Origin of the sequence: Rhizobium sp. 18065 (assembly GCF_902706095.1) — a bacterium.
Classification (GTDB): Bacteria; Pseudomonadota; Alphaproteobacteria; order Rhizobiales; family Rhizobiaceae; genus Allorhizobium.
This window is the reverse complement of record NZ_CACSJP010000011.1, coordinates 51,698-66,160: the sequence shown is the minus strand read 5'-3', so window position 1 is coordinate 66,160 and position 14,463 is coordinate 51,698. Positions and strand designations below refer to the sequence as shown.

At 61.3% G+C, this 14,463-nt stretch carries 7 protein-coding genes and 1 pseudogene; 4 read left to right on the top strand and 4 right to left on the bottom strand.

The window, feature by feature from the left end:
• Window positions 1-938: 938 nt before the first annotated feature.
• The 4 genes from GVK95_RS21120 to GVK95_RS21105 are packed head-to-tail and all read right to left on the bottom strand — an operon-like array spanning window position 939 to window position 6,707.
• Window positions 939-1,322 carry a hypothetical protein gene (locus tag GVK95_RS21120; protein WP_152643201.1) on the bottom strand — a complete coding sequence of 128 codons (384 nt, stop codon included), beginning with the start codon at window positions 1,320-1,322 and terminating at the stop codon, window positions 939-941.
• Window positions 1,319-3,463, bottom strand: a complete 2,145-nt coding sequence (locus GVK95_RS21115; protein ID WP_045025234.1) for a hypothetical protein — start codon at window positions 3,461-3,463, stop codon at window positions 1,319-1,321. The genes GVK95_RS21120 and GVK95_RS21115 overlap by 4 nt, the downstream gene beginning before the upstream one ends.
• Window positions 3,460-5,268 (bottom strand): hypothetical protein, encoded by a 1,809-nt coding sequence (locus tag GVK95_RS21110; RefSeq protein ID WP_159952662.1) that lies wholly within the window; start codon window positions 5,266-5,268, stop codon window positions 3,460-3,462. The genes GVK95_RS21115 and GVK95_RS21110 overlap by 4 nt, the downstream gene beginning before the upstream one ends.
• On the bottom strand, window positions 5,268-6,707 hold the full coding sequence (locus GVK95_RS21105; RefSeq protein WP_159952661.1) for a tyrosine-type recombinase/integrase: 1,440 nt from the start codon (window positions 6,705-6,707) through the stop codon (window positions 5,268-5,270). The genes GVK95_RS21110 and GVK95_RS21105 overlap by 1 nt, the downstream gene beginning before the upstream one ends.
• A 439-nt stretch (window positions 6,708-7,146) precedes the next feature.
• Between GVK95_RS21105 and GVK95_RS21100 the strand changes: the two genes are divergently transcribed.
• The 4 genes and pseudogenes from GVK95_RS21100 (at window position 7,147) to GVK95_RS21085 (ending at window position 14,461) form a co-directional block, all read left to right on the top strand.
• The gene (locus GVK95_RS21100; protein WP_159952739.1) at window positions 7,147-8,181 is read left to right on the top strand and encodes a DUF3991 and toprim domain-containing protein; all 1,035 of its coding nucleotides are present in this window, start codon (window positions 7,147-7,149) and stop codon (window positions 8,179-8,181) included.
• Window positions 8,182-8,245: 64 nt separating this feature from the next.
• Window positions 8,246-8,845 carry a DUF1419 domain-containing protein gene (locus tag GVK95_RS21095; protein WP_159952660.1) on the top strand — a complete coding sequence of 200 codons (600 nt, stop codon included), beginning with the start codon at window positions 8,246-8,248 and terminating at the stop codon, window positions 8,843-8,845.
• A 7-nt stretch (window positions 8,846-8,852) separates the two neighbouring features.
• Window positions 8,853-9,254: a DUF3085 domain-containing protein gene (locus GVK95_RS21090; RefSeq protein WP_159952659.1), complete on the top strand. Its 402-nt coding sequence runs from the start codon at window positions 8,853-8,855 to the stop codon at window positions 9,252-9,254.
• A 110-nt stretch (window positions 9,255-9,364) separates the two neighbouring features.
• Window positions 9,365-14,461: pseudogene (locus tag GVK95_RS21085) on the top strand (DEAD/DEAH box helicase family protein).
• The last annotated feature ends 2 nt before the right edge of the window (window positions 14,462-14,463 follow it).

Below are 14,463 nucleotides of genomic sequence, written 5' to 3'. Positions count from 1 at the left end.
AATGTAGTATGAAAACATTACTGAAAAATTCATGGGAAACGTTTACCCTTCAAAAACTATTGTCGAGGTTGCGGGCGCACTTGCCGTAGTATTGACGCGTCAGGTGGAGAAAAACCGCTACAACCGGGACGATCCCTGAACAAGGTAGGGGATCGGCCTCTGTTGCAGCCTCCAGGGCAGATATGCAGCCGTAATTCTCTGCTGTTCGATACAAACGGCTCGCCGAAGGAACGTGCTGACGGTTCTGCCTCCATTGCAAGCAGTTGCGGAGTATCGTTTCGCCCATCGTGCATCAGGGCAGCAACGACAGGGAAAACCGAAGTTGGAAACCGGAATAGGACACGCGGGAGTTCCATAATATATGTTATGCGAGTTTGCTAAGTAACTGATATTTATATATTATATACATAAAACTTCTTACCCGGACTCAGTGTCGACATCTAGCCAGCGACTTGGTCGCCAATGAAATCGCGCCTATAAACTGCGTGCCGCGGTGGACTTCGATGTCCTCAAGAGTTGCCGTCTGGTCAGGAAGGACCACTCCCGCTCATCTCGAGACTGAAGAAACAGATGCTTGGCAAAAAATGCTGGGCAGTTTCCGTGGATGATCTGTGCCGGACACCTCAATGCAGTCGAAGCAAGCCAATCCCGCTCTCTATTGATGGCTTCCTGGACCATGCCCGGATCTCCGTCGATCAACCCACTATCGGGGTCGGCTAGCAAGCTGCCGCCGCTTGTCTTCGCCCGCGCGGTGATCGCGCCCTGTCCTGGTCCTCTGAGGAGCCATCGAGCGGGATCGGCCCGCTCCGGACGGAGGTTTCTCATATGGCACAGGATCTTGCCCTCGCACAGTCTCACGCTTTCGCACTGGCCCGCACCCTTATGGTTCCAGTCACGCTTTTCCGATCGGGCGGGGAATTCGGCGTTTATCTAAACAGTCAATCTGTCTCACGGGCGTTTTCGACTCGCGATCGGGATAATTTCGCGTTGTAGCCGTAATGCCGTTGCTCCATGAGCTCGGATAGCGCACGTACTTGATGATGTTGGGCAAGGATGTCGTTGACGGCGCGAAGCTCTTGTTCGGCTCTGGAGGCTCCTACCGGCTGGTCTTCGGCATCACGCCGCACTCGGGATTCGATAACCGCCTTTCGAAAGACCGCCAGGACTTTCAAGGCGCGGTTCGCGGTTGCGCGACTGACGCCTGCCTCGACGGCGAGATTGACGACCGTCAGCCTGCCATCGGTCACGCGAGGACATCCATCAAACAGACGTGCCATCGCCTCGCTAAGGGCTTGTTCGGTGGCTGCGCTGACCGGCTTCATGATGTGCGTACCTTCAGCGGCGCGATAAGCTTTCGCTTTCGCTTGTTATCCGATCGCAGAGCCTCGCGTTGCAGCGGAGAGAGACGCTTATCGGCGAGAAGTTCCTCCGTCTGTGCAATCGAGGTTTCCCAGGGCGGCAGATGCCGCTCGACAAGGCAGGCATTGGGGCATCGGTCGGGAGCGCATCGCGACAGGACGGGCGCCGAGGCTGAAGGTTTCTCGGCTTCCCGGAGGCAGAGTGCGGTCAGCGGGTCGAAGAAGCAATCGTTCAGATATCCGACATGCAGTGTGCGCGCCAAATGTGCCAACATCGCCTTTAGGCGCTTCCGATCGGCCACTTGTCCCGGAAGCGGGCCGAGTTCGCGACCGACCCTTTCCAGTTCGGCCCCGACACGCTTGCCGGCCGGTCCCCCTGGACCGTGACCGCGCCGATGGTTTCCGAAGTAGTTGATGATGTCATCGAGTTGCCCGAGCGCCAGCTCCTGCTCGACCTCCTGCCTGAAGCCGGATGCGGACGAGCCGGCATAGCCGCCGAACATGGCTACGGAAGCATGCTTATACTGGATCTTGCCGGCTACGACCCCGAAGGGCCGGTTTGCGATGTACCAGGCCAGTGTTCGTCTGAACTGACGGGTGTTGAAGCGCCAGACGTCTCCTCCCATTCGGGGAATCAAAGGATTATCGTCTGCGCCATATCGTTCATCGAGGTGTTCGCGGAATCGGTTGATCTTCCTGGCAATCAGGATCGGCGTCTCGGCATTGTTCGTCTCGCGGTCATCAAGGGCAAGCCATAGCCGCTCGGTGCCCGCGTTCCGTCGGACCCGTTCCGAGAGACGCTCGGCAACCCTTATTGCCTGGACGGCGGGTTCGACGGTGATCCAATCAACCTGCTCGCCGCGAGCCCCGCGGTCCTTCCAGGTCACGCCCTCGATCGCCAGCCGTTCTGTTTGGCCATCCCGGCCGAGACTGCGTTTCAGGCAACCGGCTTGCAGCGACTGCACCTCGCCGTCGCGCATTCCCGTCAGATAGCTACATACGATGTAGGCGGCCGTCTGCAGATGCCTTTCTTCCCGTGCCAGGCTGATGGCATCGAAGCGCTCGCGCCAAGGCTGGCCAGTGTCGGGGTCGGGGCAGATTGGCGTGTCCATTCCGCCGACCTCGAATCCAAGTTCATCAGCAGCACCGTGAATCATCGACAACAAAGCCGGGTCTTTAAAGACCGTCGTTAGATGCAGCCCGCACTGCATGGTCACGAACTTCAGATTAATGACATTGCCATCGAACCTGCCATCCCGTGACAGCCTGCCGGTCACCCCTCCGATCGAAAGAGGCTTTTCCCAGACGGGGATACCTCGTTCTTCACGGCGACGCTTTTCTATCCAGGATTCGAGCACGATTGCGGGCCGCGTGTGGCGGCGGCGCGAACGAGCCGCGAAGCGGGCGTTCAGCGCATCCTCTTCATCTCGCGCAGCCAAAATATCCTCGGCAAAGTGCTCTATATATTTGAGAGACCAACGCAGCATCGGGCCGATTACAGCCTCCGGGATGCGCTCGGTCCGATTTTCCGAACTGCGTGTGCCCTGGCCGGTTGCCCGATAAACCGGCCGGCCGCGCCATGGCGCGAAGGTGAGGCCGCCACACGTCAGATTGGGCCCCAGGCGATGAAGCTGGACGATGGGTCGGAGGCACACGCCCACCCGTCCGGGTGTGATTGGGCGTGCCCGGTGGTGGGCCGCGTACGCATCGATAAGATCCTGATCGACCGCTGCCAGATCGAACCTGCCGATCCGCGAGCGAACGAAGTCCAGGAAGCGGCGCAGCGTGGCGAGCGCGCTATGGCCCGACACGGGCCTCAGCCGCGGCTCACCGTCGGCGAACCGTTCATTCATCCAGGCATAGATGTATTCCTTGGCCAGCAACCGCTCGGCGGCATAGGGGATCACGCTGAAGTCGACCGTTCGAAAGGCCTTTCGGGCCATGTTAAACATCGCCGGTGCCATATCCCAGACATCGTCGGCGAACCGCGAGAGCGTCGCTCGGTCCGTTCCATCCCTGAGAGGCATCGACGCCAGAACGATGTCGTCATCGGCCCTGATGCGCGAGGCGGTAAGCTGATCACTCAAATGAGGAGCAGCCGTCATGAGCCGTAGGCCTCTGGCGGAAGATAGAGCAGCGGCGCCGAGGCTTCTGCCGCCTCAATTCTTGCGTTTCCGACAACGGAGGGCGGGAACATGGGGAGGATCTGCTCCGTGATCCTGCGATAGGGCTGATCGAATTTGTCGTCCCAGTCGTTCAGCGGTAACGCCTTCCGCTGCTCGTCCATGAACGTTTGGAACGCAATCAGGGCCGGCAGTTTTCGTGCGGTGATGACCGCGTTGGAGCATTCCAGGCATCCCCAGAACGGCGTCGGACATGCTTCGCCTTCCCGACCGAAAGGGCTGGCTCGGAAGTTGCCGCATGCCGCGAGCCAAAGATCCTGCTCTCCACCGAGGAGCAGGCCGATCTTTTCAGGCGTCACCGGCAGCCCGGTCACGTCGGCTGAGGCTCGTAGCCGGGCTTCATCCGCAGGCAAAAGGATCCGAGGTTGCAGAGCCGGCGCCATCGCGTCGGCCAGCGCCTCAACTATCGTCTGCTCATGCAGATGCCGAAGGGCGGGGATGTCGGCATAGTGATTGGCCGCCACCGCTACCGTGTGGCCGACGGCGAAGATCTCCAATTGTCCTCCGGTCCGCTTGTACCAGTCAGCTTTCTGGGTCTTGCGCAGCCGGGAGAGATTGAGCGCGAGCGGTTTTCCGGCGTCATCGACGATTCCATACTTCTCGACAAAGGCGGTCACACAGGCCCCCAGATTTTTCGGTGACGACAGGCGCCCCGGCTTCCAGGTGATCCAGAGCTTGGTTGATCCCGTGTGCTGCCGCGACCGTTCCGTCAGCTTGATCGCCAGCCGCAGAAAGGCGCCGGGCGTCTCCCGACCGCCATCGCGGACACGCAACCGTTTCCACTGGGCTTGGTGCGCGCGCCGCTTTCGATATTCGATCTCGACGTAACCCCGGTTGGGATTGCGCAAGCAGTCGGCCTCAAGCCCGCGTAGCGCTTCGATCTCCATGCCGGTCGTCAAGGACAGCCAGACAAGAAAGCCGACAACATCGTACCGGGTTAGGTGGAAGCCGGCGTGCAGCTCCTCGACCGGGGGCGGTTCGAGCCCGCATCTGTGGGCGTGGTAGCGCAGATTGTCGAATAAAGGACCATCTCCGGCGGCTGTTCCCGTCGTCACAATCTGCTCAACCACGAGGCCGTAGCGACGTTGTAATTCCGAATCACGGGCTACATCCAGAAGTGGGAGGGGCAGAGCCTCGCCCGTCGCTATCCGGTCGCGAGCTTCGATGATCTGATGCGTTGCCGCCTGCAGCAATGCCGCGGCAATCTTCCCGCTATAGGCATCACGCGGCTTGGAGACGCCGTGCTCCCCGTGGCCGATGTATTTCAGGCGAGGCAGTGTTTCGGCCTGAAGTCTTTCCGGGTCGAGTTCGGCGACCACGCGCAGCACCCCGATCAGAGCACCGAGCACATTGCGTTGATTTGGCCGTTCGCCGCCGTTCTGCTCCAGCCAATTCTCATAGGCGTTGATCACTGCCGGGTTTACGTCACCGAGGCGGGGAGGTTCTACCGACGACCCTTCCAGGAATAGCCAGAACCGCCGCAGGCGACGGACAAAGGTGCCTGCGGTTTTCCAGAGTGGGGCCGGTCCCATCCGGTGGAGATATTCCTGCAGGAACGGCGCAACGTCACGGGTCAGCGCCCTCAGCGGCCAGAAAGACAGATTGACGTCGACCGTCCCGGCATCTTCCGTCCGAAGGACGAAGACGAGCGGATCTTGCGGACTTTCCTCCCGTGTGTCGGACAATTCGATTCCAACTGGGAAGGTGGCATGACGACCGCGTTTCATCACGGGGGTCCACCAGCATTAATGCGCAGTTCCCAGGCTTCAACTGCTGCATCGATCATTTCCTGGCTTTCTTCCAGGCTCTCGAGATAGATATGAGTGCTTTCGATGCGGCTGTGGCCCAGCAGGCGCTGCAATTTCAGGAGGGGATCGCCAATCAGGCGGCGGTACGCCGCGCCGATATGGGATCGGCGCTCGTCGAGCACCCATCCGATCTGTTCACGCACGAGCAGCGACAGCATATGAACCGCAAAAGTGTGGCGCAGCATGTGCGGCGTGACGTCGAGATCGACCCCGAACCGCCTGCATCGTGCACTCGCCCTCCGGAAGACCACCTCCCAAGCGACGGGAGGCATGGGCCGTGCCCCTTCCGCCAGCCAAAGACACAATGGTTCGGACGTTTCCGCCCATACCAAGCGGCTGCGTTCTCGGGGCGTCAGCACATCGACGCTGGCCCGAGCCGCATTCTTTTCGAGAAGGAGCATTCCCCGATCGTGGCCGACAACACGGATCGGATGTTCGTTCGATCCGCTGCTTGGTTGCGAATGGCGCATGAGGACATTGGCCCGTTCCAACGCCGCGTATTCCTGCAGACATTTCAGAACGCGCTCGGGCAATCGGATCACGCGCCCCTTGCTGCCCTTGCCAATCGCCGACGCCAACCGGAAAGGTCGGCTGCGCACCACACCGGCCGGCTCCAGTTTCGGGAGCTCGATCCAGAGGAGGCTTGCCGCCTCCTGGAGCCGCAGGCCCGTCGTGACGAGCAATTCGGCGAACAACGCATTGCGCTCGCTGTTGCGGCCCTGCCAGGTCGGGTCCTCACTCCCGTCTGGAAGACGACCGCGCAAGCCGATTTCGCGGAACAAGAGATACCGATCCAGGGAAAGGAATCGGACATCGTGGCTGCGTGCGCCGCGCTCCGTGGCAGCGTTGCCGGCGACCGTCATGACCGAGCCGCTGTTCGTCCGTCGCCATGATTGCCGATAGGTGAATGGCGATTTGGCATTCACACCCTCTTCAACAGCCCATCCATAAAGCTTGTCTAGCGCCGCGATCGACCGGTTCCAGCTCGCCGCGGAGATGCGCGCCGGGGGAAGCGCCAGACGTCGCGCCGCATGGAAGGCTGCAACATCGTGCCGATCAGCCGCCCAGAGGGACTTGTTGTCTCGGCGCTCGGCAAGAAAGCGCATCCAAATCAGGATATCCCGACCATAGGCGCGCAGACTGTTGGGCGAACGGACTCCCAAGGTTGGACAGGCTCTGAAGAACCGGTTCAAGTCGTGATTGTAGCTGCCATCCTGGTCAAGAATGAACGGCATACCGTCCACGAGGTCCAGATTTTCCGCGGCTGTGATTTCGTCCACAGACAGCGTGTGCACGACGCCATCAAGCGTAACAGACTGCCGCAGCGCCGAAAGATCCGTGAAGAAGAGCTGGGGCACATTGTTCTCCTTGGCCGCGATTTTCCCGCCGGGACGGGCTCGAGCCCGTCCCGGCGGGAAAATCGCATCGCCTCACCTCAAGCGGGGAAGGGTGTCGTCGACGTTGATCCTGTGCTGCAAACGTCACAGCGGTAAGACAGAACGCAGAGTCAGGATAACGGCGTCCTGCCGTCCAACGAACTTGACGACGCCGATGTGGATGTCATCCACGAAATCGATCCTTTCGACTTCGGGCCGGCTCACTGAGCCGGCCTACGCCTTCGGCGTGCCGCTTGCGAGCTGGCGGCCGCAAGGGAGGCTGCGCCGCAGCTGAGGCCGTCGGCGCCATTGTCAGCTGCGCCCTTGCGGCCTTTGCTCTTCGCAGCAGGCCGGTGTGGTCACGCTAAATTTCGCGGGACGGAAAGACAAAGAAGGCGTTCGCTCGGCGATCGAAAGGAAGATGAAGAGAGAAGATATCGAAATTTTGAGGCAGGAGGTGAGTTGCAGCGCGGTTCTAGAAACCGCCGGCTTCGCCATCGATCTCAAGGAAAGCACAAAGCGGGCCGTCAAATATCGCCGCACAGGCGAGATCGTGATCGTCACACATGAGGGACGTGGTTGGTTCGACCCTCTCGGAGACGACAAGGGCGATGTCTTCTCTCTTGTCGTCTATCTCGATCATGTCGGATTTCCCGAAGGGATCCAACGTGTCGCCGCACTCGTCGGCTTCGAGCCATCCGCGACGGTATGGCGCCAGCCGTCCCGCGAGCTGTCTCGCGACATCAGTCTTACCGAACGATGGCTCCAGCGGCGCCGACCGTGGCCCGGCTCGGCGGGCTGGAAATATCTCAGTGGCGAGCGAAATCTTCCAGCGATCGTGCTTCGCGCCGCCGTCTCTCAAGACAGCCTGCGTGAAGGACCGCGTGGCAGCATGTGGGCGGCACATAGGGATCTTTCCGGACAAATCCTGGGTTGGGAGGCCCGCGGCCCCGAGTGGCGCGGCTTTGCGACGGGCGGCACCAAAACCCTGTTTAGCCTCGGCCCGCCGAACGGGCAGCGCATGTGCGTGACAGAGGCCGCGATCGACGCCATGAGCCTGGCCGCGATCGAGGGAATGCGGGAAGGCACTCTTTATCTCAGCACCGGTGGCGGTTGGTCGCCCGCCACTGAATCCGCCCTGAGAATTCTCGGTGAGCGGTCTGCCGCTATGCTGGTTGCGGCGACAGATGCCAATTCTCAGGGCGAAGCATTCGCGCAACGGCTGCGTGCTCTCGCCGAAGACGCCGGATGTGGATGGCAGCGCCTGCGGCCGCCGGCGGAAGACTGGAACGAGGCGCTGAAACAGAAGGAGGAGGAAAGAAGAAGCAGGACAAAGGGAGTTGCAGACGTGCCGCATCCGCAGCGCCCGCGTCAAGGGAGGCTGCGCCCGGCTCTGCCGGCCCTTGACCCGGCCGCTTGCGATGCCGGCGGCGCGGGAGGGGTAACGAAGGACTGAAGAGGATGGCAAGTCGGGATGACGTGTCGCGCTTCGGTCCGGAACAACTCCGAAGGAGCCGTCAATGAATACTTCTTCTCCAACCGCCAAGGTCTACCAGGGCGTCGCCAGCCGCCAACAGATGTTTCGCATGTTCGACCGGCATCACCAGCGACCCAACCGCTGGGACGATGACGCCATGTCGCTCTACACCGGGGAATGGTTCGAGATCGGCGAGGCCGAGCATGACTACATGTTCGAGATCCTGCCACCGCTCTGGATCCGCGGATCGGTGTTCGCAATGCGCGAGTTTCTGACGGGCTCGGTGACGAGCGTCTTCTTCGCACTGCGCATCGACGGTTCGATCCGCCATTTTCATAGTTATTGCGATCTGTCCGACCAGGGTTCGGTCGAGCGCATGCGCGTGGCGATCACCGAACGGGAAAGCCGGCCGATCAGGGCAATGACGCGCCAGGAGCGGCTCGAGCATATCTGGAGCACCACCGTGGATCAGTATCGTGATTATTCCGAGGAGAACTGCCCGCAATCTCTTCCCGGCAGACGGCTGATCACGATCTACGGCGCAGCCGGGGCGGTCCAGCAGACGCTGCTGGACGATCTCACTGATAATGAAATTGCCGCCAAGCTGCCGGTGCAGCTGCGTCATCTTCCCATCGCCGCGTGAGGTGATCATGCTTTCCTTTCCGATCGCATCCGTGCGCGAGGTTATCGCCCGCGGCCTTACCGACGCGCAGGCCAATGGCGGCTTTCGCAATCCCCATTACGGGCTTCAGCCCGGCAAGGACGAGACGCCAGGTATATGGCTCGTCGGTGATCATGGGATCTATCTGATGTCGAACGGCAAGCTGCCAGAGGGTGCTCGCCCCATGGTTCTTTATGCCGATGAATGCGATCCGCGCAGCAACGACGACTGGTTTACGGTGAAGCGCAGCACCTATGGCGGCGACGATGGTATCGATTTCCTCGACGCCGAACAGATCGAAGCCATGATGGCGGCGAGTCCTGATGCCACTCATCTGTGCATCGCTTTCACCCCTGACACCATGCAAATTTTCATGGTCGAGAGACCCTAGGACACAACCGGTCCGATCAACGGCCTCAGGCGCATCTCCCCTCATCCAACACCGTCCCATCGACTACGCTTCGGCAGAACGAGGACACTTGCCCCAAAAGGAGTTTTTCGATGAGCAACGATCCCTTCACGCTCGATATGTTCGGCAGCAGTTCGCTGTCATCCGGCCTCGGCCTCGGTGTTACCGCCTTTGGCGGGTTCGATCCCGTCGCCGCCAACGACGACGATCCGGAACCGACACCGCCCGCCCCTGCCCCGGCATTGCCAGCCGACAGGTCCACACCTCCACCGGCGCCACGCAAGCAGGGACAGCATCAGAACTTCTATCTTGACGACAGCAATCGCGGCCTGGCGGCGAGCTGGAAGGAACGGGCGCGGATGAACATCGCGGCGATCCTCGCCGCCCACCAGATCGATAAGCAGGACCGGCCCGCCACCCGCGAAGAGCAGGCGAGGCTGATCCGGTTTACCGGCTTCGGGGCTTCGGAACTGGCCAACGGCATGTTCCGGCGGCCCGGCGAGATCGATTTCCGAAAAGGCTGGGACGAGCTCGGCGCGTCGCTGGAAAGCGCCGTCAGCGAAGCTGATTACGCATTTCTGGCGCGTTGCACCCAGTATGCACATTTCACCCCCGAATTCATCGTCCAGGCAATATGGGCCGGGTTACAGCGGCTCGGATGGCGTGGCGGTCGGGTTCTCGAACCGGGCATTGGCACCGGCCTGTTCCCGGCGCTGATGCCGCAGGCGCTACGCGACAAGAGTTTCGTCACCGGTGTCGAGCTCGATCCGGTGACGGCTCGGATTGCCAGGCTGTTGCAGCCGAAGGCGCGGATCATTGCGGGAGATTTCGCGCGAACCGATCTGGCGCCGATCTACGATCTTGCAATCGGCAACCCACCTTTTTCTGATCGCAGCGTGCGTTCGGACCGGGCCTACCGTACCCTCGGGCTGCGCCTGCACGACTATTTTATCGCCCGCTCGATCGATCTCCTGACGCCAGGCGCCCTTGCCGCGTTCGTCACCAGCACCGGTACGATGGACAAGATGGACAGTACCGCGCGCGAGCATATCGCCAAATCGGCGGACTTGATTGCGGCGATCCGCCTGCCAGAAGGCAGCTTCCGCCGTGACGCCGGCACGGATGTCGTCGTGGATCTCCTGTTTTTCCGCAAGCGCAAGGCTGGCGATCCCGAAGGCGACCTGTCGTGGCTCGATGTCGAAGAAGTTCGTCCCGCCACAGCCGACGACGGCGCCATCCTGGTGAACCGCTGGTTCGCCCGGCGCCCCGCTTTCGTGCTCGGCACCCACGCCCTCACCTCCGGTCCTTTCGGGGAGACCTACACGTGCCAACCGCGGGCCGGCGACGACCTGGACGCGGTGCTGGCAGCCGCGATCGGGATGCTGCCCGATGGCCGCTACGATGGCGAGCCGACGCCGATCGACATCGATCTGGAAGCGGAGCTCGGCGATATCGTCGATCTCAGGCCCGACAATGCGAGGATCCGCGAGGGCAGTTTCTTCATCGATATCCGGCAGGGCCTGATGCAGATGATCGATGGCGTTCCGGTCGCGATCAAGGTTCGCAAGGGACGCGGCGGTGACGGGCTCACCGAAAAGCACGTGCGCATCGTCAGCAAGCTCATTCCGATCCGTGACGCGGTGCGCGACGTCCTGAAAGCGCAGGAGCAGGATCGCCCCTGGCGCGATCTCCAAGTCCGGCTTCGCATCGCCTGGTCGAGCTTCGTGCGCGATTTCGGGCCGATCAATCACACGACGGTATCGATCAGCGAGGATGAGGAAAGCGGCGAGATCCGAGAAATACACCGTCGCCCAAACCTGCAGCCGTTCCTGGACGACCCGAATTGCTGGCTGGTGGCCTCGATCGAGGACTATGATCTCGAGACCGACACGGCAAAACCCGGTCCGATCTTTTCCGAGCGGGTCATCTCGCCCCCTGCCCCGCCGGTGATCACCTCCGCGACCGATGCGCTGGCCGTCGTCCTCAATGAACGCGGCCGCGTCGACGTCGACCATATCGCCGAGCTCCTGCATCGTGACCCCGATGCCGTCATCGACGAGCTCGACGATGCCATCTTCCGTGCTCCAGAAGACGGCTCTTGGCAGACTTCGGATGCCTACCTCTCCGGCGCGGTTCGCACCAAGCTAAAAGCAGCTGAAGCCGCGGCCGCTCTCGATCCGGTTTTCGAGCGCAATGTCTGCGCGCTGCAGGCGGTCCAACCCGCCGATCTTCGCCCCTCCGATATTACCGCCCGTCTCGGCGCACCCTGGATCCCGGCCGCCGATGTCGTCGCCTTCGTGCACGAGACGATGAGTGTTGATATCCGCATTCACCACATGCCGGAGCTCGGATCCTGGACGGTCGAAGCACGACAACTTGGGTACAGCGCAATTGGCACCTCGGAGTGGGGCACCAGCCGGCGGCATGCCGGCGAACTGCTGGCCGATGCGCTCAACAGCCGCGTGCCGCAGATCTTCGACGTGTTCAGGGATGTCGACGGAGAGCGCCGGGTGCTCAACGTCGTCGATACAGAAGCGGCGCGTGACAAGCTGCAGAAGATCAAGCAAGCTTTCCAGAACTGGGTATGGACCGACCCGGATCGCACCGACCGGCTGGCGCGGGTCTATAACAACCGCTTCAACAATATCGCGCCTCGAGAGTTCGACGGCACCCATCTCAAGCTTCCCGGCGCCTCTGGCGCCTTTACTTTGTATGGACACCAGAAACGCGGCATTTGGCGGATTATCTCTTCCGGCTAGACCTATCTTGCGCATGCCGTCGGCGCCGGCAAGACGATGACCATGGCTGCCGCCATCATGGAACAGCGCCGTCTCGGCCTGATCGCCAAGGCCATGCTCGTCGTCCCCGGCCATTGCCTGGCACAGGCCGCCCGTGAGTTCTTGGCGCTTTACCCGAATGCCCGCATCCTCGTGGCCGACGAGACCAACTTCACCAAAGACAAACGAGCCCGTTTCCTGTCGCGGGCGGCGACCGCGATGTGGGACGCGATCATCATCACCCACTCGGCATTCCGGTTCATCGCGGTGCCGTCGGTGTTCGAGCAACAGATGATCCAGGACGAGCTGCAGCTCTACGAGGAACTTCTGACCAAGGTCGACAGCGAGGATCGCGTGTCCCGCAAGCGGCTCGAACGGCTGAAGGAAGGCCTGAAGGAGCGGCTCCAGTCGCTTACGACGCGCAAGGATGATCTGCTCACCATCTCGGAAATCGGCGTAGACCAGATCATCGTCGATGAAGCGCAGGAATTCCGCAAGCTCTCCTTCGCCACCAACATGTCGACGCTGAAGGGCATCGATCCGAATGGCTCGCAGCGCGCTTGGGATCTCTATGTGAAGTCGCGGTTCCTCGAAACAAAGAACCCGGGTCGCGCTCTGCTGCTCGCCTCCGGCACGCCGATCACCAACACGCTTGGCGAGATGTTTTCGATCCAGCGGCTGCTGGGCCACCAGGCGCTGCACGAGCGCGGGCTGCACGAATTCGACGCCTGGGCCTCGACCTTCGGTGATACGACAACCGAACTGGAAATCCAGCCGTCCGGCAAATACAAGCCGGTCAGCCGGTTCGCGAGCTTCGTCAACGTTCCGGAGTTGATCGCCATGTTCCGCTCGTTCGCCGATGTCGTCATCCCGGAAGATCTGCGGCAATACGTCAAGGTGCCGGATATTTCGACCTGCCGGCGTCAGATCCTGACGGCCAGGCCGACACAAGCCTTCAAGAACTACCAGACGATTCTCGACGCCCGCATCAAGGCAATCGAGAAGCGAGAGGGGCCGGCAAGGCCCGGTGACGATATCCTGCTCTCCGTCATTACCGACGGTCGCCATGCGGCGATCGATCTTCGGCTCGTGGACCCGGACAATGACAACGAGCCAGACAACAAGCTGAATATCCTCGTGAACAATGCCTTCCGCATTTGGAACGAGACCGGCGAGCGCCGTTACACCCGGCCCGATGGCAAGCCGTTCGAGCTACCGGGTGCTGCGCAGATGATTTTTTCCGATCTCGGAACGATCAGTGTCGAGAAAACGCGCGGTTTTTCGGCCTATCGCTGGATCCGCGACGAATTGATCAGGCTGGGCGTGCCGGCGTCGGAAATCGCTTACATGCAGGATTTCAAGAAGACCGAAGCCAAGCAGCGCCTGTTCGGCGACGTACGCGCCGGCAAGGTCCGCTTCCTGATCGGCTCCTCAGAGTCCATGGGCACTGGCGTCAATGCGCAGCTCAGGCTCAAAGCCCTTCATCACCTCGACGTTCCCTGGCTTCCCTCTCAGATCGAGCAGCGCGAGGGTCGCATCGTTCGCCAAGGCAATCAGCACGATGAGGTCGATATCTTCGCCTATGCCACGCAGGGCTCGCTCGACGCTTCGATGTGGCAGAACAACGAGCGCAAGGCGCGCTTTATCGCCGCGGCACTGTCTGGCGATACCTCCATCCGCAGGTTGGAGGATCTCGGAGAGGGTGCCGCCAACCAGTTCGCCATGGCGAAAGCGATCGCATCGGGCGATGAGCGTCTGATGCTTAAGGCTGGCCTCGAAGCCGATATCGCTCGCCTCGAACGGCTGCGTGCGGCGCACGAGGACGATCAGTATGCCGTCCGGCGGCAAAGCCGCGATGCCGAGCGCGATATCGAGATATCGACGCGCCGCATCGGCGAAATCGGCAAGGACATAGAAGGTCTTGTGCCGACCTTCGGCGACGCATTCGTTATGACCGTCACTGATCGGACCTATGAGGAGCGCAAGGATGCCGGCCGCGCGCTGATGAAGGAGATCCTGACGCTTGTGCAGTTTCAGCAAGAGGGCGAGGTGGTTCTTGCTTCAATCGGCGGATTCGATCTTGTCTACGACGGTGAGAGGTTCGGCAAGGGCGACGGCTACCGCTACCAGACGATCCTTCAGCGAACCGGCGCGGACTATGAAATCGATCTCGACGTCACGGTCACGCCCCTTGGCGCAATCTCCCGGCTCGAGCACGCCCTCGACGGGTTCGAGGAAGAGAGCGAGCGATATCATCATCGCCTCGAGGAAGCGCGCCGGCGGCTCGCCTCCTACCGCTCGCGTGAGGGAACCGTCTTCGCATTCGCTGAGGAATTGGCTGAAAAGCGTGGGAAGCTTAAGGACGTTGAGGTCGCCTTGGCCGAAGAGGTCCGAGAGAGCAAGGCAGTCTGACA

What these genes read in the sequence shown, in the direction of transcription:
- GVK95_RS21120 (WP_152643201.1), bottom strand. Translation starts at nt 1,322, where the DNA reads ATGAAGCCGGTCAGCGCAGCCACCGAACAAGCCCTTAGCGAGGCGATG.
- GVK95_RS21115 (WP_045025234.1), bottom strand. Translation starts at nt 3,463, where the DNA reads ATGACGGCTGCTCCTCATTTGAGTGATCAGCTTACCGCCTCGCGCATC.
- GVK95_RS21110 (WP_159952662.1), bottom strand. Translation starts at nt 5,268, where the DNA reads ATGAAACGCGGTCGTCATGCCACCTTCCCAGTTGGAATCGAATTGTCC.
- GVK95_RS21100 (WP_159952739.1), top strand. Translation starts at nt 7,147, where the DNA reads ATGAAGAGAGAAGATATCGAAATTTTGAGGCAGGAGGTGAGTTGCAGC.
- GVK95_RS21095 (WP_159952660.1), top strand. Translation starts at nt 8,246, where the DNA reads ATGAATACTTCTTCTCCAACCGCCAAGGTCTACCAGGGCGTCGCCAGC.
- GVK95_RS21090 (WP_159952659.1), top strand. Translation starts at nt 8,853, where the DNA reads ATGCTTTCCTTTCCGATCGCATCCGTGCGCGAGGTTATCGCCCGCGGC.